We start from the raw sequence: 20,785 nt of genomic DNA on the forward strand, positions 1-20,785 counted from the left end.
GCATTACCGCCTTCCCGCCACCACCGCCTCGACGAGCGGCTCGGTCCGTGCCGGCCAGGCCCGTGCGGCGGCCAGTCCTGCGAGTGTAGCGAGCACGGTCAACGTGAGGGCCGCGGCGACCTGCCCGACCTGCGCGCCCACCCACCCGGCGAGCGGGTAGGTGAGGATGAAACAGGCGTGCGAGAGCGAGAACTGGGCGGTGAACACCGCGCTGCGGTTCTGCTCGTCGGATTCGTAGCGCAGCAGCCGCGCCGACGGGGTGTTGATCATCGACGTCCCGGCACCGAGCACGATCCAGATCCCGGCCAGCAGCCCCCACCCCACCGACGGGGTGGGGGCGGCGAAGAGCATCAGCGCGGCCGCCGCCAGCCCGACCGGCAGGATCGCGCACCCGGTGAGCATCAGCCGGCGATCCTCGAGGGCCATCAGCAGCCGCGGCAGCGCCAATGCCACCAGCATCGACCCGCCGCCGAAGCAGCCCAGCGCCACCGCGACCCCGGTGTTCGACCCGCCGAGCAGATCCCGGACGTACACCACGGTGTTGACCACCACCAGGGCGGTCGCGGCGGCGACGACCATGTTCATCGCCAGCAACCCCCGCAGCACCGGGCGGCCCACCATCACCCGCGCCCCGAGGGTGATGCGGTGAAGCAGCGGCACCGACCGGTCCGCCGGGACGGGCCGCGGCAACACCGTCCTCATCACCAGCAACGCCGAACCCACGAACCCGGCGACGGTGCCGAGGAACAGGAAGTTGTAGCTGATCAGTGTCAGCAGTGCCGCCGCGAGGATTGGGCTGAGCAGGGACTCGAGGTCGTAGGCCAGCCGGGACAGCGACAATGCCCTCGTGTAGTCCGCCTCCTGGACCAGCACCGCCGGAATCAGCGACTGGAACGCCGGGGTGAACGTCGCCGACGCCGCCTGCAACACGAAGATCAGCACGTAGATCTGCCAGGTCTGATCCACCAGCGGCAGCGCCGCCGCGATGGCCGCCCGGATGACGTCCGCCCCCACCAGCAACACCTTCCGCGGCACCCGATCGGCGAGCGCCGAGATCACCGGGGCCACCGCGACATAGGCGACCATCTTGATCGCCAACGCGGTCCCGAGCACCGCCCCGGCATCGGCGCCGGCCAGATCGTAGGCCAACAGGCCCAGGGCCACGGTCAGCAGACCCGTCCCCACCAGGGCCACGATCTGCGCGGCGAACAACCGGCCGAACGTGCGATGACGCAACACCTCGAGCACCCCAGGACCTCCAGACCTCTTCACAACGGTTACCGACTCGACCATAATCCTATATGTGCGCACTTGCGCAACCATGTGAGGTTTACGGGTCGGCTGAGGGAGAGGAACGTTCCGGGTAAGAACGCAGGTCAGCGAGGAGTTGTGGTGAGTGCGGCGTCGAGTCTGGAGGTCGAGGATCTGCGGTGGGGCTGGGGCGCCGCCGGATTCGTCCTTGGCTGCGCCGCGGTGCTGGCCTTCACCCCGCTGTACCTGGTGCTGGCCGCGGCCGCGCTCGGGTTGGCCGGGATGGCCGTGTTCCACCTCGCCGGTCACCGCACCGCCGGCGCCCGGCTGGCCTCGTTCGGGCTGGGGGTGCTGATCCCGGCCGCCGCCGGCGCGGTCCTGGTGGGAATCAATTCGTTCTGACAGACGAGTCCATCTGACAGGTAGGGGGAGCACCGTGGGACTGGGGGCACGACTTCTCGGCGACCACCGCGGTCACGCGGACGACGCCAGCGGCGGACTGATCCGCCGGGCACGGCTGTACGAACTCGTCTCCGCGGCCGCCTTCCTCGGCCGGCGCCGCCGGGTCTTCGACCGGCTGGTGTCTCTCAGCGGCGCCGGTCCGGGCGACCGCGTCCTCGATGTGGGGTGCGGCACCGGCTATTTCGCCACCCGACTTGCCGCGGCGATCGAGCCGGGCGGCCGGGCCCAGGGCATCGACCCGTCCTCGCCGATGATCGATTACGCCACCGGGCGGCGCGGCACCGCGCACACCACCTTCTCCGTCGCGGCCGCCGAACGGCTGCCCTTCCCCGACAACTCCTTCGACGTGGTGACCTCGACCCTGGTCATCCACCACATCGCCCCGAACGCCCGCGCCGCCGCGGCACGGGAAATGGCCCGGGTCCTGCGGCCCGGGGGCCGGGTGCTGATCGCCGATTTCCGTCCGCCGACCAACCCGGTCGCGAACCATCTGATCGGGGCCCTCGCCGGGCACGCCATGCAGCACACCCCGATCGACGACTTCGCCGCACTCCTCGACAGGGCTGGATTGCACACCACCGCAACCGGCGAACAAAAGCCCTGGCTGCGCTACCTCCAGGCGGACAAGACCCGGTGAGCAGCGGAGCGAGTGCGGTTCTCATCCTGCATCGCACCGCACTGAGCCCTATCGTGTGCGAATGGGACTGGGACTTCTGATACTCGATCTCCCACGCGCCTGGTCCCGGCACACCGCACTCGACACGGCTGCCGATGCGCTGCGCGAACGCGGAATATACAACTGGTCCAGGCTCGAATTACGCGGCACAGCCGCGACCGGAACAGACCTGGTCCGCCAGTTCACCTTCACGTATTGGGACCCGTCGACCCATGGACGGCAGGTTTACAATCTCAGCTACACCGACCTGTGGGAGCGCCTCGATGCCGCCGACCGCACCACGCTGCTGAGCGTTCTCTCCGGCGGCACCATCGGCTCCCACGTCACCACAACGCTGGCCCGCGTCGCCGGCGACGACTTCCTCGTCCGCGACCGTGAGGGCAACCAAAACCTGCCCCGTAGCCTCCGCCACTTTCTTCGTGCAATGGATGACCACCGCAGGTGAGATGGTCGAGCGGAAGCACAGATCCGAGGATCGGTGGTGGCATCGACGCGCGTGACCGACATGATGTGCAGTCCCCAAGTCTCCGGGCCAGGCCCCCGTAGTGGCACGGGTTCGGCGCCGTGTGTCTGCGTGTCACACGGGCGCTTCACCTTGGAGAGGGGGGTGCCAGAAATCGGGTGTCGGTATTTCCACGAAGGCGCGCGCTTGCCTGAAGTGTTCGAGTTGTTGTGGTCGCACCAGAACTTCCGGTCGCAGCAACCGTTCGAGCTGGTCTGCCGTGAGGAGCCCGCGTGTGACCACGATGTCCGGAATGCTGCGGCCAGTGGAAAGCGACTCCTCAGCAACGGAAGTGGCGGCGGTGTACCCGATGTGCGGGTTCAACGCGGTGATGATGCCGATGGAATGTTCGACATCGGCGCGGAGTTTGTCCGCGTTGGCGGTGATGTCCGGGACACATCGCTCCGTGAGAGCCCGACAGGCTGCACTGAGATGTGTCAGGGATTGAAACAAACTCGAGGCGATGATCGGCTCGAGGGCGTTGAGTTGGAGTTGGCCCCCTTCTGCGGCCAGGCTGATCGTGACATCGTTCCCGATGACTTCGTAGGCGACCTGGTTGACCACCTCCGGCACGACCGGGTTGACTTTGCCCGGCATGATCGATGATCCCGCTTGGACTGCTGGCAAATTGATTTCGCCCAGGCCGGTGCGTGGACCCGAGGAGAGCAGGCGCAGGTCGTTGCAGATCTTCGACAGTTTGACCGCGGTGCGCTTGAGAACTCCGGACAGCTGAACGAATGATCCGACATCTTGTGTCGACTCGATCAGGTCGGTTGCGGTGGTCAAGGGCAGGCCGGTGATGGCACGGAGAGCCTCACAGGCGGTTTCCGCGTACAGCGGGTGGGTGTTGATTCCTGTGCCGATGGCGGTGCCACCGAGGTTGATCTCGGCGACGAGGCGTTCGGCTTCGAGCAGTCGGTCGGCGTCCTCGGTCACCATCACCGCGTAGGTGCCGAATTCCTGTCCGAGTGTCATGGGGACGGCGTCTTGGAGCTGAGTGCGGCCCATCACCACGTCGTGAAACTCCGTCGCCTTGATCGTGAACTCGGTGGCGAGGTCTTTCATTGCCGCTCGGAGGTGATCGATGGCGAAGTGCAGGGTGACCTTGATTGCGGTGGGGTAGACGTCGTTGGTGCTCTGACTGAGGTTGACGTCCTCGAGGGGATGCACCTCGCGGTAGGTTCCGCGAGGGAGCCCGAGTATTTCCAGTGCGCGGTTGGCGATGACCTCATTGGCGTTCATATTCGTCGACGTGCCCGCGCCGCCTTGGATGACATCGACGACGAACTGATCGTGAAACCGGCCGCCGCGGATTTCTCTGCATGCCTCCACGATTGCCGTCATCCGTCGTGTGTCGAGAAGACCCAGCTGATGATTCGTCTGTGCTGCGGCTTCTTTGACGCTGGCCAAGGCGACAATCAATTCGGGGTAGACACTGATCGGGGTTCCCGTGATCGCAAAATTCTCTACCGCTCGGAGTGTGTGAATGCCGTAATAGGCGGAATCGGAGACCGGGCGGGTCCCGAGGAGATCGTGTTCGTCCCGCGTGACAGGTGGAGGGGGCATCGGGCCTTCTCTCTCGAGCAGATCTGAACAAGGCGGATCGGGGATGGGCATGTCGGATGGTGAACAGACTCGGACGGCTGGGGCGGGAAGGCCGCATCGGTCTCACGAGGCTGCGCACGCAAATTTGCTACCCGCTCCGGTCACCCCGGCGCTGGGAGGAGGGGCATTCGCCGTCTCTGGAGGTCCGGTTGCGCCGGCACCGCGACCTCCCGTAACCCCGCTGCAGGAGAGGGCGTCGGTGATGAGCATCCTGGCGTAATCATTTTCGAGTCGGTAGAGCCGGCGAGTGCCTATCCTGCGGGAGGCCACCAAGTGCGCTGCTCTGAGTTGGGCCAGATGCCGAGAGACCGTCGATGCCGGAGTGCCTACTATCGCGGCGATGTCGTTGACCGATCGCTCGCCGCCGGTGAGCGACCACACCACTCGGACACGGGTGGGATCGGAGAAGAGCCGAAACACCTCGACCAGGAAGGCCACATTGGCGTTATTCCACTGCGGCCGCGGTAGGGACCGGGCCGTTGCCTCGTTGTGGTGGAGCATCGAGCCCCCGCTTTCCGCTCAGTGCGTCGTGGTGGAACCCGTGTTGCCGGGGACAATGCGTCGCGACATCGGTGTCGTGATGATCAGGGTCGTTGCGTTCGGGCTGCGACGATTTTCGGTTCGGTGAGTGCTTCGACTGCACTCCACACACCTTCGCGGCCGATGCCGGATCGTTTGACTCCGCCGAAAGGCATGGCATCGATCCGGAAGTCCGGACTCGAGTTGATCAGCACTGCGCCGACCCGGAGCTTGGCGGCCAGGTCCAGAGCGACATCGATATCTTGGGTGAACACGCCCGCTTGCAGCCCGGTATCGACTGCATTGGCCGAATCGATCACCGAGTCGAGGTCGGTGAACGGGTCGATCATGACCACCGGCCCGAACACCTCGTTGGTCCTGATCTGTGCGTCGCGGGGCACGTCGGTCAGCACTGCCGGGGTCACGAACGTTCCGGTGCGGACGCCACCGGTCCGCAACACCGCGCCGCCGTCGACGGCCTCATCGATCCATCCGGTGATGCGGCGCGCCTGGTCTTCGTCGATGAGGGGCCCGATATCGGTGGCCGGGTCTCGCTTACTGCCGACCACCAAAGCTGACGCACCTTCGACCACCCGGTCCACGACAGTGCGGTAGAGACGGTTGTGGACGAATACCCGCTGCACCGACAGGCAGTTCTGGCCGGCCACCCCGAACGCGCCGTCGACAATGGACGCGGCGACTTCCTCGGGGTCGGCGTCCGCGCAGGCGATCCGCGCATTGTTGCCCCCGAGCTCCATCAGGAGTTTGCGGGCGGGCCCGGCGTGCGCGATCAGGTCGGCCGTCGCCGGGCCGCCGGTGAAGGAGACGACGTCGATCGCCGGGTTGGCGACCAGGGCCTGCCCCGCCGTATCGCCGGTGACCACCGCGAGGTACTCCGGTGGTACGCCGCTGGCGAGAAGGACATCGACGAGGGCGAGCGCCGTCACGGGGGTGGCCCCAGAGGGTTTGAGCACCACCGCATTGCCCGCGATCAGGGCGGGCCCGAGCTTGTGCGCCACCAGGTTGAGGGGATCGTTGAATGGGGTGATGGCCGCGACGACTCCGACGGGTTCGCGGGTGTACCAGCCCGTCCAGCCCTCGCCGCGTGGTGTGTCGTCGAACGCGATGCTGCGGCCGGTCAAGGCGGAGGAGGCTTGGGCGGACAGTCGGAGTGTCTCCATCGCCCGGGTGACTTCGCGGTCGGCTTCCCGGAGAGTCTTGGATGACTCCGCCGTGATCAGGCGCGCGAATCGTTCCCGATCGTGTGCCACCCGTGCCGCCGCCTTCTCGATGGCCTCGCGCCGTTGCCACAGTGGCCAGGCTCGCTGCCGGTGGCCGCGGGCGACGAAGGCAATGGCCTTGTCCACTTCGTGGTCGGTGGCATTCATGACGGTGCCGACCAGGGTGCGGTCCTCGGGGTCGTAGACGTGGAGGTGCCGTGCACCGTCTCGCCACAGTCCTTCCCAGAACCCGCCCGCGAGGGGCCGCCACAGTGGGTTCTGCGGTGCGGGTGCGGTGTCGGCTGGGGTGACCGTGGATGTCATACCGACTTCTCCTTGTCATGTACTAGTGCGGCTCGGACGTCATTCCATCGGTGGCAGCGCACCGAATGTCCCGCCGCGATCTCGGTCAACACCGGTTGTTCGGCGCGGCATCGGTCCACGGCGAGCGGGCACCGGGTATGGAATCGGCAGCCGGGTGGCGGGTTGATCGGCGAGGGCGGTTCGCCGGCAGCCTCGGCGTGGCCCGTGCAGGGGTGTGCGTGGGTTGCGGCCGCGAGGAGCGCGAGGGTGTAGGGGTGCACCGATCCTTCGAAGAGGTCGTCGCGGTCGGCGATCTCCACGATCTGCCCGAGGTAGAGCACGGCGACCCGATCGCTGGCGAATCGCACCACGCGCAGGTCATGCGAGATGAGGACCATGGTGAGGTGGTGTTCACGGCGGAGCCGGGTGAGGAGGTTGAGGACCCTGGCCTGTACCGAGGCGTCCAGTGCCGAGGTCGGCTCGTCGCAGATCAACAGTCGCGGTTTGAGGAGCAGGGCGCGGGCGATGACCACGCGTTGCAATTGACCGCCCGAACACTGCCCCGGGTATCGGCCCAGGTAGGTGTCGTCGAGCCCGACCTCCTGCAGCGAGGCCGAGATCGCGAGCCCCCGTTCGGCGCGGGTTCCGATGCGGTGTTGTGCGAGGACGGCGTAGAGGCTGTCAGCGATGGTCATCCGCGGGTCCATCGCGGCGTGCGGGTCTTGGAAGACCAATTGGGCGATGCGCCGCAGTTGTTTTCGCTGAGACTCTTTCATGGTTCGGGTGTCGAGCCCGTCGATGGCGACGGTGCCGGCATCGAGCTCGATGAGCCGGAGTATTGCCCGGGCGATTGTGCTTTTGCCGGAACCGGATTCGCCGACCAGTCCCAGAACCTGCCCGGCCTTGATGGTCAGCGAGACGCCGTCGATGGAGTGCACATGTTCGCGTGTGCGGCGCAGACCGCGGCGGGGCAGGGGGAAGCGTTTGACCGCGCCCTCCATAACGACCATGTCGGGTGCGTGCTCCGCACGACGGTGCGGGGGAGACATCATCATCGAGGTCATGCGGACTCCCCGAGGTGGATGGGTGCCCAGCAGCGGGTGGAGTGTTCGTGGGGCTCGTGCCGGCCCGCAGTGAGATCGGGCTCGGTGGTGGCGCATTGATGTTCCACGTGTGCGGTCGCTGCCACCGAACATCGGGACCGGAAACGGCAGCCCGCCGACAGGTCGCGGGCGGAGCTGGCGTTTCCGGGAATGGCATACAGCTCCCCGGTCGCGGTGGTCTTGAGCATCGAGGCGTTGATGAGGGCTTGGGTGTAGGGGTGCTCGGGTGCGGCGAGGATGTCCGCGGTCGTCCCCTCTTCGACGATGCGCCCGGCGTACATCACGGCGATGCGGTCCGCGATGGCGGAGACGACGCCGAGATCGTGCGAGATGAACAGGACGGACATGCCGAGCTGTGTGCGCTTGGCTGCGATCAGCGCCAGGATCTGTGCCTCGATGGTGACATCGAGGGCGGTCGTCGGTTCGTCGGCGATCAACAGTTGCGGCTGTCCGGCGAGCGCGATCGCGATCATCACTCGCTGTGCGATACCACCGGAGAGCTGGTGTGCGTAGGAGCGGGCTCGGCGGTCCGGTTCGGCGATGCCGACGTCGGCGAGTAGTTCGACCGCGGCCCGTCGTGCCGAGTGCCGGTTCATCCCGAGATACCGTCGCAGCGGCTCCGCGACCTGCGCACCGACTGTGGAGGTCGGGTCCAGCATCCGCTTGGGCTGCTGGAACAGTGCCCCGATTCGGCCGCCCCGCACCTTGTTCATGGCGCGATCGGACAACCCGAGCAGATCGACCCCGTCGAGCGTGATCGCGCTGGCGTTCATCTGCGCGCCGCGCGGGAGCAGGCGCATCAACGACAGCGCGGTCATGCTCTTGCCGGACCCTGATTCCCCGACGAGGGCGAGTATTTCACCGCGATCGATGTGGAAACTCACCTCGTCGAGTACCGGGCTCGTGGGTGCGCCGTCGAACCTTGCCGACAACTTGGTGACATTCAACAGCTCGGGCATGTCATCCTCCGTGGTGCTGGTGAGTGTGTGCGACTGCGACTGCGATTGCGGATGTGTCGTCACGGTGCGTGGTGAGGGTGTTCATCGCGTCACCGAAATGCGCGTCGAGTGCCTCGATCAGGGCAGGCAGGTTCCCGGTGGTGATCAGCCTGAGCAGGTGCTGATGCTCGTCGAGGAGATCGCCACGGCCTTTGTAGGTGCCGACCAACATGTTCAATCCCAGTCGCGTCTGTCCGGCGAGCTGGGCGTACATGGTGGTGAGCCGTTCACTACCCGCCGCGTAGACCGCGATCTCATGGAATCGGAGATCGAACGCCGAGGCCTGTACCCAGTCCTCTCGGTGAATCGCGAGGGACATGCGCCCGAGCGTTTGTTCGAGTTCGGCGATCAGTGAAGCCGGGGCGCCGCGAGTGACGAGCCGAATCAGTGCGGCGCGTTCGACGGTCGCACGGGCGAAGTAGAGATCCTCCAAGTCCTCTGCGGTCAGCACCCGGACGGTGATCCCGCGGTGCGGGGTGCGCACGAGCAGCTCTTCTTGCACCAGCCGTTGCAATCCCTCACGAACGGGCCCGCGGCTCGTGCGGAACTGCGCGGCCAGTTCCACCTCGTTGAGCGGCATACCCGGTGCGAATGTGCCGTCGAAGATGCGTTGACGTATCTGCGACGTCACGACAGCGGCGAGTGTGCGCTTCGGTACATCGTTGTCGGGTGGCGCTTTTCGCATATTCACGGTCCCTCCTTGGCGGTGCTTTGGGCCGGACGGGTGCAGCGTCAGCTCTGGCGGCTGCGGCGGGCGTTGATGCCTTGACCGATGAGGGTCACGCTCAATGCCGTGATGAAGATGGCGAGACCGGGATAGATGACCAGACCCGGTGCGGCGGACATGAAGGGCTGGGCATCGGCGAGCATGGATCCCCAGTCGGCGTCGGGTGGTTGCACGCCCAGCCCTAGAAAGGACAGGGCGCCGACGGTGATGAGTTTGTGCCCGAAGCGCAGTGCCGCGTGTGCGGTGAGCGGGCTCAGTGCGTTGGGAAGGATGTGCCGGAAGACGATGAAGGTGGACGAGCAGCCGAGCGCGCGAGCGGCTTCGATGAAGTCGCGTGAGTCTATTTCCAGCGTCAACCCTCTTGCGAGTCGGGCGAACGGGGTCCATCCGCCGATGACGAGGGCGAGGATCAGCGTCGTGTATCCGGCGCCGAGGATGGACACCAGGAACATGGCCACGATCATTTCGGGAAAGGCGAGCAGGACGTCGGTGACCCGCATGACGAACTGGTCGAGGGCGCCGCGTCGCCTGGCGCAGACGATGCCGATGAGGGTGCCGCTCACCGCGCAGATCGCCAGGGTGATGGCGGCAATCGAGACAGAGAAGCGGCCGCCGTCCATCAGCCGGCTCAGCACGTCGCGGCCGAGTTGATCGGTGCCGAGCCAATGGCTGCTCGAGCTCGGTGCCAGCCGGTCGCTGAGGTTTTGGGCCGACGGGTTGTAGGGCATGATCCACGGGGTCAGCACAAGGATGACGGTGATCGCCACGATGACGGCGATGCCGATGATCAGGCTGACCGGGGTGTTCCGCAGGGCGTGTACGGCCCGGCTCGGGGTGGAGGCGCGGCGTGGGGCGGGTCGCTCTGGCCGGCTGGGCGCCGGTGCAGTCGGGTTGTCAAGCAGGGACATTCGCTGACCTCACCGTCGGATTGATGTAGGTGTACAGCACATCGGTCGCGGTGGTGATGATGACGGCCAGCGCGACGATGCTGATGATCGATGCTTGGATCACCGGGACGTCCCCGTTCATGACGGAGTCGTAGAGCAGCCGGCCCATGCCCGGCACCGCGAAGATGACCTCCACGACGACGGAACCACCGAGCAGACCTGCCAGCCACACCGAGAACAAGGTGACCACGGGCAGGAGCGAATTCCGCACGCCGTGCCGGACCATCGTCTCCCGGAACGTCAGGCCGCGGGCCCGTGATGCGGTGATGTGCGGGGATTCGAGGACGTCGACCATCGAGGCCCGGGTGACTTGCGTGAAGTAGCTCATCGGCCGCAGCGCCAGGGTCAGGCAGGGAAGGATCATCGAGGACGGGCCGGTCCAGCCCGCCGACGGCAAGGCGCCGAGTTTGAGCGCGAACATCAGGATCAGCACGGGGGCGAGCCAGTACTCGGGGATCGCGACGAAAGCTTGGGTGATAGTGGTGATTACGGTGTCCGTCGGTGTGCCCCGCTTGATGGCGGCGATGGATCCGAGGGGCAGGGCGAACAGTAACGCCACCAGCAGCGAGGTGACTGCCAGTATCGCGGTGACCGAGAGTGCGTGCCCGATCATCTCCATGACCGGGGATCGGCTGGTGTACGACAACCCGAGGTCACCGGTGACGGCCTTGGCCAACCAGTCGAAATACTGCACGACGAGCGGCCGGTCGAGCCCGTAGGCGGCGCGGAGACGCTCGACGACCTCCGGATCCATGGTGACGTCGTTGACCCTTGCTCGGAGAATCTTCCGCGCCGGGTCACCGGGGTGATGTACGGGATGAGGAAGACGACGAACGAGACGATCAGCAAGGTGGCGACGAGCACGGACATGCGTCGGACGATGGCGATCACTACACACCTCCTTCGGTATTTCGGTCTCAGCGGCGGCGACGGTTCAGCGGACCAGGTCGAGGACTCGGAAGAAGGCCCCGGCCGGGGGCAGGAACCAGGGCGGTCCGAAGTGGCCGGGCACCGGCAGGAAGGTCAGATCTCTCCACGGATTCGCCGTGGTGTCGCCGGTGACGATGTGGGAGAGGACCTTTCCCATGTGGGTGGCCATTTGCACGCCGTGGCCGCTGTAGCCGACGGAGTAGTACAGGCCGTCTTGTTCGCCCGCGTGCACCATCTGATCGACCGACATGTCGACCAGACCACCCCAGCAGTAGTCGATGCCGACATCGGCGAGCTGCGGGTAGACCTTGGTCATGGCCCGCTTCAGGATCTGACCGCTCTTGATGTCGGATCCGCTGTTCGACATCGCAAACCGCGCACGACCACCGAAGAGGAGCCGGTTGTCCGGGGTGATGCGGAAGTAGTAGAGCAGGTGCTTGCTGTCGGCGGCGACGCGTTTGCGGGGGAGCAGCTCGTCGACGACGTGCTGGGGGAGCGGTTCGGTGACGATGATGAAACTGCCGATCGGCACGATCCGGCGCCGCAGCCAGGGGGTCAGGCCTCCGGTGTAGCCGCTGGTGGCGACGACGACCTGGTCGGCCCGCACCACACCCCGAGCGGTCTGGATGTCGTGCTGGTATCCGTCCCGTTTGGTCATGGCGGTGACCTTGCAGCCCTCGTGGATCGACACGCCGTTGGCGGCGGCCGCCCGCGCGAGCCCGTGGACGAGTTTGCCGACGTGTACCCCGGCGCCGAGGGGGTCGACCATCGCGCCGTGGTAGAAGGAACTGCCGATCTCGTCGCGAATGTCCTGGGGCGGGATCAGGGCGACGTCTTGGCCGGTGTACTTGCTGATCAGTTCCGCGGACCGCTCGAATCCGGTGTAGTGACTGGGTTTGCAGGCCAACGTCAGTTTCCCGGTGCGCTCGAATGCGCAGTCGATGCCCTCGGTGGTGACGAGGTCTTCGATCGTGTCGATGGCGGCGTTGTAGGCGAGGAACATCTCCCTCGCCCGTTCGGGTCCGTACCGTCGCACCGCGGTGGGAAAGGAAATGGCCAGCCCGGTGGTGGCCATGCCCCCATTGCGTCCGGAGGCACCCCATCCGATCGTGTGCTCCTCGAGCAGCACCACCGAGGCGCCGGCTCGCGCCACATGCAGTGCGGTCGACAGCCCGGTGAGACCGGCGCCGATGACGGCGACGTCGGCGTGCGCGGGCACATCGTTGCGGCGGTAGTCCGCTCCTGGCTCGGCCGTGTCCAGCCAGTAGGACCCGAGCTTCACGATGCGTCCGCGGTGCTCATCGCGCGCAGCCCGAGCAGCGCCGGCACTCCGCCCAGGTCCGTGGTCTCGGCGTAGCCGTAGAACGGTGTAGACGGATCGTAGCCACGGTTGACGTAGACCTTGTGCGTGATTCGAAGCTCGTGCGCCGGTATCACGTCGTACCAGATGTGCGAGGAGACGTGCAGGATCTCACTCGGTTTGGCATCGAGTTGGTCGAGCATGTACTCGAACGCCCGGTAGCGGGGCTTGTAGGCACCGGCCTGCTCGGCGGTGAAGACCCGGTGGAAGTCGACACCGAGTTGCTCGATGTTGCGGGCCAGCATGCTGTCGACCGCATTGGACAAGATCACCAGCGGATATTCCGCGGCCAATGCCGCGAGAGGTTCCGGCACGTCCGGGTGCGGGCCCCACGAGCCGACCGCCTCGATGATGGCGTCGACGTGCGAGGGCTTGAACTGAATTCGCCAGCGGTTGCAGGCGCGGAGCCAGGAGTCGCGCAGCAGCTGGGGATACAACTTGAACGGCCCGAGCACTTCATCCATCCGGTATGCCCGGAAGTCGGCATTGAAGGCCGCGACATCGGCAGGGGCGATTGTGTCTTTGATGAGCGGCGCGACCGCCTCGGCCATCTGGAAGTTGGTCAGTGTCCCGTAGCAGTCGAACGTGATGAACTTGGGTTCGAAATCGCTCAGTTCCATGACGGTGAAATGTCCTTTCCTGTCAGCTGTTGGAGACGGTGAGATCCGGGGTGACGGCGTATCGCGCGAGGGGGTCGTCGACGAAACTCTCGATGGTCTCCAGCCGTGCGGCGGTGGTCTGTTCGTGGGCGATGAAGGTGGTGACGGCGTCCGCTTGCAACTGCGAGGCGACGTCGGCGTAGATCGCGTTCCGTCGTTGCGGGTCGTTCTCGGTGTTCGCGGCGCTCAGTTGCGCGTCGATCGCCGGATCGCAGTACTGGCTGATGTTGAATCCCCCACCGCAGGAGTAGTCGGCGGTGAGAAACCCCAGAGGATCGGCGATGTCGGTGAGGTGATTACGGGACAGCAGCGCGAGGTCGTATGAGCCGTCCAACAGCGAGGGCTCGATTGCCGAGTAGTCACTGACCTGCACGCCGACGTCGATTCCGATCTCGGCCAGGTTGGCTTGGATCACCGCGGCGAGGTCCGCGAACTCGGGGCGCTCGGTGTAGGCGAGCAGCGTCAGCTTCAGTTGTCCCGGTGCGTATCCCGCTGCGGTGAGCAGACGGCGGGCCTGGTCGAGGTTGCGGTTCACCGGTTGAGAATCGGGGGCCCACGCTTCGGTGGGCGCGAACGGTCCGATGGCCGGGTGCGCCTGCCCGCCGAAGACACTGGCGGTGATCGACTCGACGTCGACCGCAGCCTGCACGGCCTTACGCACCTCGGGATTGTCGAACGGTGCCCGGGATTGATTGAAATACAGGCCGGTGGTGCGCGGGGTGAACGCACTACTGACCTTGATGCGCGCATCGCCCTCGAGCTCCGGGACGGTCGATGCGGGAAGTCCGAGGGCGATCTGCGACTCACCGGTGCGGACCTGCGTGGCCCGGGTGGCGCCCTCCGGAATGAACCGGGCCGTCACCGACTTGAGCGGTACGTTCCCGCCCCAGTAGGCGGTGTTTCCTTCCAGGGTCATCGACTGGGCCGGGGTTTGCGCGACCGGAGTGTAGGGGCCGGTGCAGTGCGAGAGCGGGTCGATGCCGGTGCCGGTGTACGCGGCCGGCGCCAGAATTCCGGTGTTGATACTCGCCAAACGGAAGGGCACCAGCGCGCTCGGTTCGGGAGTGCGTATCCGCACAGTCGAATCATTCAGTGCTTCAACGGACGTGATCAGCTTCGGAGTGAAGGCCCGGGGCGGAGCATCTGCTCGGAGTAGGTATTGCAGGGAGGCGACCACGGCGGCCGTCGTGAGGTCGGTCCCGTCCTGGAATTTCACCCCCTCTCGAAGCGTGAAGTCCCAGGCCGTGGGTTCGGTCTGAACCCACTCCGTTGCCAGAAGCGGCACGAGTGCGCCGGCCTCGGCGTCGTATTTCACCAGGGTTTCGAGGCAACCGACTTGGGAGAGGACGAACGCGTCGTCGGTTTCGAGGGAGTAGTTCGCCCGCGGGGTGAATTGCAGGCTGACCGTCAGATTGTCGGCGGAGCCCGAACCGCTGGTTGTGCTGCCTTCGAAACTGCCACAGGCAGTTGCAGCGAGTGCTCCGGCCACAACGACGGCCGGCCATCGAACACATCTTGAGATTCGCATGAATGCCACCAAGGAATTGGGATGGACCGGCCGGGGAAGGTGCCGGTTTTGAACCAGCCAGAGCTTCGTGGGTCTGGTTGACAATCAAACTAAGGAGGCTCCGTAAACATTGTCAACAACTACATCATTGCGGTCCATGTTGTTAACACTTGCGCAACACCCGCAGATGCCTTGTGGCCCTGATTTACTCCCGCGGGTGGGGCGAGTGCCGGACCTCTTCGGAGAGTGATCGGAGTGCATCCACCGCTGCCGCCTCCTTCCGGTAGACCGAAGATTCTCGGCGCGGCTGGGTTCCTAGAACGGTTACTGTACAGCGCAATCCGTGGCCAAGGCATCGAAATGGGGATCGGACGCCGAACGGGCTGCGGTGCCGCGAATCCGACGGTAATACGCCGTCCATGCTTTCGGTCGCAGCGCTGGGTTCGGGCATGAAAAGGCTGTGTCACGGGCCCAATTCCCGAAAATGGCGATCCCGCGACGGATTCGCGTCCCGCTGTTAACAATGTTGCCGTTGTAGCTGACTGGGCGTCGTCGAACGTGAACCCGGGAACGTCGTTCGCGTTGACGGAACCCTGACGAGGTCCTAATGTATCAGGTGAAATATCACGGTGTCACTGTCGACGCCTCATCCAGAGACAGGACCTCCTTCATGAGGAATCACCCCGCGATCTCAGCCACCGACACGAGCTCTGTGGGCAGCCATGCGCCGAAACACGAACACGGAGCTCATGCGCACTCCCGCACTGCCAGCGGACATGCCGACCACGCCCACGACGACCAGCGCCACGAGAACCACGGCCACGGTGACCACAGCCCCGGTCACGGCCATCCTCACGGCGACCACGATGACCAGCGCCACGACGACCACAGCCCCGGTCATGGGCACGGCCACGGACACGGCGACCACGATGACCACGACCACGGACACGGCGCCCTGGCCAAGCTCAAGCACATCTTCGTTCCGCACTCACACGACGCCAACGAGGCGATCCAATCGGCTCAGGAATCGAGCGGCCAAGGCATTCGCGCGGCATGGATCGGCCTCGCGGGAATGATGACCACGGCGATCCTGCAGATCTTCATCGTCGCGATATCCGGCTCGATCGCCCTTCTCGCCGACACCCTGCACAACCTCGGACACGCCATGACCACCATTCCGCTGGTCATCGCCTTCAGGATCGGACAACGCGCCGCCAGCAAGCGCTACAGCTACGGCTACCGACGCGCAGAAGATCTTGTCGGGGTGCTGATTTCGCTGGTCATCGCCGCATCGGCCGCCCTGATCATCTACGAATCGATCGATGCGTTGATCAACCCACGACCTCTGACGAACCTGGGTTGGGTCTTCGCCGCCGGCCTCGTCGGCGCCCTCGGCAACGAGGTCGTCGCGGTCTACCGGATCCGTACCGGCCGCAAGATCGGCTCAGCAGCGTTGATCGCCGAAGGTCAGCATGCCCGCGCCGACGGATTGACCTCCATCGCCGTGGTCGTGGGCGTCATCGGTGTCTGGTTCGGATTCGAACGCCTCGATGCCATCATCGGGCTGTTCATCGCAGCGGCCATCCTGTGGATCCTGTTCAACTCCATGCGCACCATCTGCCGCCGACTGATGGACGGGGTCGACCCGGGCGTCATCGAAAGCATGACGACGACCGTGGCCGCCGTCGACGGCGTGGTCGACGTCGATCGTGTCCGAGCTCGCTGGAGCGGTCACCGGATGGAGGCCGACGCCAATGTCGTTGTCTCCAAGGGACTGAGCGTGGTGGACGGCCATCACATCGCCGAACAGGTCCAACACCAGCTGCTGCACACCACGCCGCACCTGGAAGAGGTCGTCGTCCACCTCCACCCGGACCTGAGCGCCGGCGAACTCGACGAGCTGCACGAGCTGTCCGGACACCATGCCAGCGCCGAAGCGCGCAGCCGCTATCTGGCGAAAACCCGCAGGTAACCGGCGCAACCCGCGGCGGCCCAACCCATCTCCAGGCGCACCGGCCGACCCCTGCCGCGGACACCGACCACCACTGAGCACTATGCACACATTTGGAGGCAAAGACCATGTCTGGTGACACTACGAGCGGCGAGCACGACTTCGTCGTACGGGAGTTGACCATCGACGACCTGCCCGAAGCTCGCGCACTGATGTTGCGGTCGGTAGTCGAGGACTTCGGGGATGAATACGATCCCCGCGTCCACGCCGACATCGACGACATGATCGGCTGGTATCTCGAACCCGAGGGCCCATTCATGCTGGTCGTGGCAGATCGCGCGACGGGGGAACTGCTCGCCACCGGCGGCATCCGCGGGGGAGCGCTGAAGGAAGGACTGAGCCCGCAGAACCTCGTCGAGCGGTATCGGGACGGCCACACCGGCCAACTGGTTCGCGTCTACGTCCTTCGCGAACACCGCCGGCGCGGCATCGCACGTATCGTCGTCGACGCCGTCCTCGAACGCGTTGCGCAGGAAGGCATTTACGCGACGATCGCGCTGCACACCTTTCGGCATTCACCAGGGGCAATCCCATTCTGGCTCTCCATGGGCGCCCGGATCATCGAAGACGACACCACCGGGATATCTCGCGCGATCTTCCTCGAAATCCCGGTCGACGACGCAACCGCAGCCCACTGCTGCAAGTCCACCGCATACAGCCAGTCCAGCATCTGAAATTTTCGTATCCACCCGAGAAAGTCCGTATCCAACCGAGAAGGCAGGCGAACACATGACCAAGCGACGTGACCTCTTCATCTTCGTACCCGAAACCGGCAAGGCCGAGCAGGCCCAGGCCTACCTCGGCGAGTGGCTTCGTTCACTCGACGGCCACCCCGGATATCTCGGTGGCTCCGTGCTCAAGGAAGTCGCGAACGAACTGCTCCCCGACACCCTGGTCCTCGTGCTCGAGTTCGAGTCCACCGAGGCGGCGCGCGCACTGTGGCCCAAGATCGAGAACACCGTCAACCCGCTGTACCCGGACGACAAGTCCGACAAGTCACCCGACCAGGGCACCGCCTTCTTCGACGGAACCAAGCAGGCCGTGGCCGCCGGTGGACCGCTGCCACTCAAATTCACCCGAGGCAACGGGCTGCTCGCGCGAATGCTGCACATTCACGCCGCCGAGGTCGACGAGTTCGCCACCGCCGCCACCGCCGCCGTCTGACCTCGACTCTTCGACGTCCGACTCACAGATCCAGGAGAAAACCACCATGGAGACGACCGGCATACTGTGGCACCCGCAGACGCACATGCCCACCGCTCCGCAAGAGCGTCTGGTGATTACGGCCGGCGACGGCGCATGGGTGACTACCGAGGACGGCCAGCGGTTGCTCGATCTGCCGGCCGGCCTCTGGTACGCCAACGTCGGCCACGGACGCGCACGCATCGCGGACGCGGCAGCGGCACAGATCCGCACACTCGAGACGTACCACCTGTTCGGGGCACACGCCAACAAGCCCGCCCTCGAGCTCGCCGAACGGGTGTCCGCGCTGCTCCCCATCGACGACGCCTCGATCTTCTTCACCTCCGGCGGCTCGGATTCCGTCGACACCGCCTGCAAGCTGGCCCGCCGATACTGGAACGTCCTCGGCAAGGACACCAAGAAGACCATCCTCAGCCGGCGCGGCGGCTACCACGGTCTTCACGGCTTCGGCACCTCCATCGCCGGCCTCGACTTCAACCGCGAGGGATACGGCACCGCCTCACTGATTCCCGACACCGCCCGGGTCCCGCAAACAGACCTCGCCGGCACGGCCGAGGTCATCGATCGACTCGGGCCCGAGAACATCGCCGCGATCATCGTCGAACCCGTCATCGGCACCGGCGGAGTCGTACCACCACCCGAGGGCTACCTACCCGGCCTCGCCGCCCTGGCGAAAAACCACGACATCCTGCTCATCGCCGACGAGGTGATCACCGGATTCGGCCGGACAGGGCACTGGTTCGGCTGCACCCGGTGGGGCATCGAACCGGACATCATCACCATGGCCAAGGGCATCACCTCGGGATATCTCCCGCTCGGTGTGGTCGGCATCGCACCCAGGGTCGCCGAGCCGTTCTTCATCGGCGCCGACGCGCCCATCTTCCGCCACGGCCTCACCTGCTCAGGCCACGCCACCGCGTGCGCGGTGGCATCAGCCAACCTCGACATCATCGAGGAAGAAGACCTCGTTCGCAGAGCCGCGGACCTGGAACCCGTGCTCGCACAGGCCCTGACACCACTGACCCGATCACCCTTCGTCGCCGAGGTCCGCGCCATCGGCCTGATGGCCGGAATCCAGTTACATCCCGACATCGACGGAAACGAAGTGGTGCGCGACTGCCGGCGAGAAGGTGTCCTGACCCGGCTCCTGGCCGACAACACGCTGCATGTCTGCCCACCGTTCGTCATCACCAAAGAGGAGATCGAATTCGCGATGTCGGTGATCGGCGACCAACTCTCCGCGCTCGAAGACAAGGCGGCCTGACATGACCAGCATCGACGCGGCCACCAAACCCGCACTGGTCTCAGCTCTGGCGATCCCCACCGGATTTCTCGCCGGAACCCGAACACGGCAACCTCTTCGAGGTGATCGACCCCGCCACCGAACGGATCGTCGCCACCGCACCGGACTGCTCGGTCGCCGACGCTCGTCTGGCCCTCACGGCAGCACACGAGGCGGGCGACACCTGGGCGCGGTTCCCGTTGCGCGCCCGCGCCGGCATCCTGCACCGCCTGTTCGCACTTGTCCACGAACACCGCGAACGCCTGGCGGTGACGATCTCCCTCGAGGTCGGCAAGACGCTGGCCGAAGCGCGCGGTGAGGTGGACTACGCCGCGGACTACATCCGCTGGTACGCCGAGGAAGCGGTCCGGCCCGCCGGTCGAAGCACCCCGTCACCGGACGGCCGGTCCCATATCGTCACCGTCGCCGAACCTCTCGGCCCGTGCCTGCTGATCACCCCGTGGAATGTGCCATTGGCGATGGCGACGAGGAAACTCGCTCCCGCACTCGCCGCGGGCTGCACCGCCATCCTCAAACCCTCCGAATTGACACCACTGTCCTCCCTGATCTTGGCCGAACTCGCGCTCGAGGCCGGGCTGCCTCCCGGTGTGTTGTCGGTCCTGCCCACGACGGAAGCGGCGCCCGTGTGCGCCGCCCTCATGGCGGACGACAGACTGCGGAAGGTGTCCTTCACCGGCTCGACCGCCGTGGGGCGAATCCTGCTCGAACAGGGCGGCCGACGCGTCCTGCGGATGTCGATGGAGCTGGGCGGCAACGCCCCCTTCCTCGTGTTCGACGATGCCGACCTCGACACCGCCGTCGAGGAGGCCATGATCGCCAAAATGCGGATGGGCGGTCAGTCCTGCGTCGCGGCGAACCGCTTCCTGGTCCAGGACGGGGTCGCCGACCAGTTCGCCGACGCGCTCGCGGCGCGGGTAAACGCCATGCGCGTCGGTCCCCCGGGCACCGAGGGAGTCGACTTGGGGCCGCTCGTGTCCGCACCGGCAGTGGCCAAAGCCCGCCGTCTGGTCGAGGACGCCCTGGCTCGGGGCGCCTCACTGCGGGCGCAGGCAAAGGTCCCCGACGGCCCTGGTTTCTATTATCCGCCAACCGTTCTCGACAACGCGGATCGCGGCGCCCTGATCTGCCGTGAAGAGGTCTTCGGCCCCGTCGCGGCCATCTCACGATTCAGGACCGAGGACGAGGCCCTCGCCCTGGCCAACGACACGGAGTACGGGCTGGCGGCATACCTGGTGACCCGGGATCTGGGACGGGCAAGCAGCGTCGCCGGGCGGCTACAGGCCGGGATGATCGGCATCAACCGGGGTCTCGTCTCCAACGTCGCGGCGCCATTCGGCGGCATCAAACAATCAGGGCTCGGCAGAGAAGGCGGCGCCGAGGGCCTTCTCGAGTACCAACAGACGAAATACCTGGCCGTACCGCCGCTGTACAGCTGAGCTCCGCCACAAGCGCTACTCCACCGGAAAGTTTCGCAGTCCCCAAGCTTGGCGGCCCGGTCA

Annotated in this window: 20 protein-coding genes and 1 pseudogene; 8 read left to right on the plus strand and 13 right to left on the minus strand. The window is 65.8% G+C overall.

What is annotated here, in order from left to right; all coding sequences use genetic code 11:
* Window positions 1-3: 3 nt before the first annotated feature.
* Window positions 4-1,248, minus strand: coding sequence for an MFS transporter (locus tag GO592_RS38295; RefSeq protein WP_007296007.1), 1,245 nt, complete (start codon window positions 1,246-1,248; stop codon window positions 4-6).
* Between the two features lie 144 nt (window positions 1,249-1,392).
* Here GO592_RS38295 and GO592_RS38300 point away from each other — a divergent pair, with 144 nt between their 5' ends.
* The 3 genes from GO592_RS38300 to GO592_RS38310 all read left to right on the plus strand — a co-directional run bounded on the left by GO592_RS38300 (window position 1,393) and on the right by GO592_RS38310 (window position 2,834).
* Window positions 1,393-1,653, plus strand: coding sequence for a hypothetical protein (locus tag GO592_RS38300; protein ID WP_007296006.1), 261 nt, complete (start codon window positions 1,393-1,395; stop codon window positions 1,651-1,653).
* A gap of 34 nt (window positions 1,654-1,687) precedes the next feature.
* Window positions 1,688-2,350, plus strand: coding sequence for a class I SAM-dependent methyltransferase (locus tag GO592_RS38305; RefSeq protein WP_007296005.1), 663 nt, complete (start codon window positions 1,688-1,690; stop codon window positions 2,348-2,350).
* Window positions 2,351-2,411: 61 nt separating this feature from the next.
* Window positions 2,412-2,834, plus strand: coding sequence for a hypothetical protein (locus tag GO592_RS38310; RefSeq protein ID WP_007296004.1), 423 nt, complete (start codon window positions 2,412-2,414; stop codon window positions 2,832-2,834).
* Between the two features lie 132 nt (window positions 2,835-2,966).
* On the opposite strand, the gene GO592_RS38315 is transcribed toward GO592_RS38310, so the two are convergent.
* From GO592_RS38315 to GO592_RS45225, 12 genes and pseudogenes are all read right to left on the minus strand, one after another.
* Entirely contained in the window at window positions 2,967-4,457 is a 1,491-nt protein-coding gene (locus tag GO592_RS38315) for an aspartate ammonia-lyase (protein WP_007296003.1), read from the minus strand.
* 102 nt (window positions 4,458-4,559) lie between these two features.
* Entirely contained in the window at window positions 4,560-4,997 is a 438-nt protein-coding gene (locus tag GO592_RS38320; protein WP_007296002.1) for an ArsR/SmtB family transcription factor, read from the minus strand.
* Between the two features lie 83 nt (window positions 4,998-5,080).
* Complete coding sequence (locus GO592_RS38325) at window positions 5,081-6,559, minus strand: aldehyde dehydrogenase family protein (RefSeq protein ID WP_007296001.1); 1,479 nt, start codon at window positions 6,557-6,559, stop codon at window positions 5,081-5,083.
* Window positions 6,556-7,602, minus strand: coding sequence for an oligopeptide/dipeptide ABC transporter ATP-binding protein (locus GO592_RS38330; RefSeq protein WP_007296000.1), 1,047 nt, complete (start codon window positions 7,600-7,602; stop codon window positions 6,556-6,558). Before GO592_RS38330 ends, GO592_RS38325 begins: the two co-directional genes overlap by 4 nt.
* Window positions 7,599-8,600 carry an ABC transporter ATP-binding protein gene (locus GO592_RS38335; RefSeq protein ID WP_007295999.1) on the minus strand — a complete coding sequence of 334 codons (1,002 nt, stop codon included), beginning with the start codon at window positions 8,598-8,600 and terminating at the stop codon, window positions 7,599-7,601. The genes GO592_RS38330 and GO592_RS38335 overlap by 4 nt, the downstream gene beginning before the upstream one ends.
* A gap of 1 nt (window position 8,601) precedes the next feature.
* Window positions 8,602-9,324, minus strand: a complete 723-nt coding sequence (locus tag GO592_RS38340; protein ID WP_007295998.1) for a GntR family transcriptional regulator — start codon at window positions 9,322-9,324, stop codon at window positions 8,602-8,604.
* A 47-nt stretch (window positions 9,325-9,371) separates the two neighbouring features.
* Window positions 9,372-10,274, minus strand: coding sequence for an ABC transporter permease (locus GO592_RS38345; RefSeq protein ID WP_007295997.1), 903 nt, complete (start codon window positions 10,272-10,274; stop codon window positions 9,372-9,374).
* Window positions 10,261-11,183 (minus strand): annotated as a pseudogene (locus tag GO592_RS38350) (ABC transporter permease). The gene GO592_RS38345 and the pseudogene GO592_RS38350 overlap by 14 nt, the downstream one beginning before the upstream one ends.
* 64 nt (window positions 11,184-11,247) lie before the next feature.
* Complete coding sequence (locus GO592_RS38355; protein WP_007295995.1) at window positions 11,248-12,525, minus strand: NAD(P)/FAD-dependent oxidoreductase; 1,278 nt, start codon at window positions 12,523-12,525, stop codon at window positions 11,248-11,250.
* On the minus strand, window positions 12,522-13,223 hold the full coding sequence (locus tag GO592_RS38360; protein ID WP_007295994.1) for a haloacid dehalogenase type II: 702 nt from the start codon (window positions 13,221-13,223) through the stop codon (window positions 12,522-12,524). Before GO592_RS38360 ends, GO592_RS38355 begins: the two co-directional genes overlap by 4 nt.
* 22 nt (window positions 13,224-13,245) lie before the next feature.
* Window positions 13,246-14,751, minus strand: a complete 1,506-nt coding sequence (locus GO592_RS38365; protein WP_007295993.1) for an ABC transporter substrate-binding protein — start codon at window positions 14,749-14,751, stop codon at window positions 13,246-13,248.
* A gap of 709 nt (window positions 14,752-15,460) precedes the next feature.
* Complete coding sequence (locus tag GO592_RS45225) at window positions 15,461-15,742, minus strand: hypothetical protein (RefSeq protein WP_007295992.1); 282 nt, start codon at window positions 15,740-15,742, stop codon at window positions 15,461-15,463.
* An 84-nt stretch (window positions 15,743-15,826) separates the two neighbouring features.
* Between GO592_RS45225 and GO592_RS38370 the strand changes: the two genes are divergently transcribed.
* From GO592_RS38370 to GO592_RS38390, 5 genes are all read left to right on the plus strand, one after another.
* On the plus strand, window positions 15,827-16,741 hold the full coding sequence (locus tag GO592_RS38370; RefSeq protein ID WP_258085263.1) for a cation diffusion facilitator family transporter: 915 nt from the start codon (window positions 15,827-15,829) through the stop codon (window positions 16,739-16,741).
* Between the two features lie 107 nt (window positions 16,742-16,848).
* The gene (locus GO592_RS38375) at window positions 16,849-17,454 is read left to right on the plus strand and encodes a GNAT family N-acetyltransferase (RefSeq protein ID WP_007295990.1); all 606 of its coding nucleotides are present in this window, start codon (window positions 16,849-16,851) and stop codon (window positions 17,452-17,454) included.
* Window positions 17,455-17,509: 55 nt separating this feature from the next.
* Window positions 17,510-17,944, plus strand: a complete 435-nt coding sequence (locus GO592_RS38380; RefSeq protein WP_007295989.1) for a hypothetical protein — start codon at window positions 17,510-17,512, stop codon at window positions 17,942-17,944.
* A 46-nt stretch (window positions 17,945-17,990) separates the two neighbouring features.
* On the plus strand, window positions 17,991-19,247 hold the full coding sequence (locus GO592_RS38385) for an aminotransferase family protein (RefSeq protein ID WP_007295988.1): 1,257 nt from the start codon (window positions 17,991-17,993) through the stop codon (window positions 19,245-19,247).
* A 101-nt stretch (window positions 19,248-19,348) separates the two neighbouring features.
* Window positions 19,349-20,722, plus strand: coding sequence for an NAD-dependent succinate-semialdehyde dehydrogenase (locus GO592_RS38390; protein ID WP_007295987.1), 1,374 nt, complete (start codon window positions 19,349-19,351; stop codon window positions 20,720-20,722).
* Window positions 20,723-20,785: the final 63 nt, after the last annotated feature.

It is taken from the genome of Rhodococcus sp. 21391 (assembly GCF_016772255.1).
Classification (GTDB): domain Bacteria; phylum Actinomycetota; class Actinomycetes; order Mycobacteriales; family Mycobacteriaceae; genus Rhodococcus_F; species Rhodococcus_F opacus.

Coding starts and splice junctions, on each gene's coding strand:
- GO592_RS38385 (WP_007295988.1), top strand. CDS start 17,991: ATGGAGACGACCGGCATACTGTGGCACCCGCAGACGCACATGCCCACC.
- GO592_RS38335 (WP_007295999.1), bottom strand. CDS start 8,600: ATGCCCGAGCTGTTGAATGTCACCAAGTTGTCGGCAAGGTTCGACGGC.
- GO592_RS38340 (WP_007295998.1), bottom strand. CDS start 9,324: ATGCGAAAAGCGCCACCCGACAACGATGTACCGAAGCGCACACTCGCC.
- GO592_RS38315 (WP_007296003.1), bottom strand. CDS start 4,457: ATGCCCCCTCCACCTGTCACGCGGGACGAACACGATCTCCTCGGGACC.
- GO592_RS38345 (WP_007295997.1), bottom strand. CDS start 10,274: ATGTCCCTGCTTGACAACCCGACTGCACCGGCGCCCAGCCGGCCAGAG.
- GO592_RS38320 (WP_007296002.1), bottom strand. CDS start 4,997: ATGCTCCACCACAACGAGGCAACGGCCCGGTCCCTACCGCGGCCGCAG.
- GO592_RS38375 (WP_007295990.1), top strand. CDS start 16,849: ATGTCTGGTGACACTACGAGCGGCGAGCACGACTTCGTCGTACGGGAG.
- GO592_RS38380 (WP_007295989.1), top strand. CDS start 17,510: ATGACCAAGCGACGTGACCTCTTCATCTTCGTACCCGAAACCGGCAAG.
- GO592_RS38310 (WP_007296004.1), top strand. CDS start 2,412: ATGGGACTGGGACTTCTGATACTCGATCTCCCACGCGCCTGGTCCCGG.
- GO592_RS38360 (WP_007295994.1), bottom strand. CDS start 13,223: ATGGAACTGAGCGATTTCGAACCCAAGTTCATCACGTTCGACTGCTAC.
- GO592_RS38325 (WP_007296001.1), bottom strand. CDS start 6,559: ATGACATCCACGGTCACCCCAGCCGACACCGCACCCGCACCGCAGAAC.
- GO592_RS38330 (WP_007296000.1), bottom strand. CDS start 7,602: ATGACCTCGATGATGATGTCTCCCCCGCACCGTCGTGCGGAGCACGCA.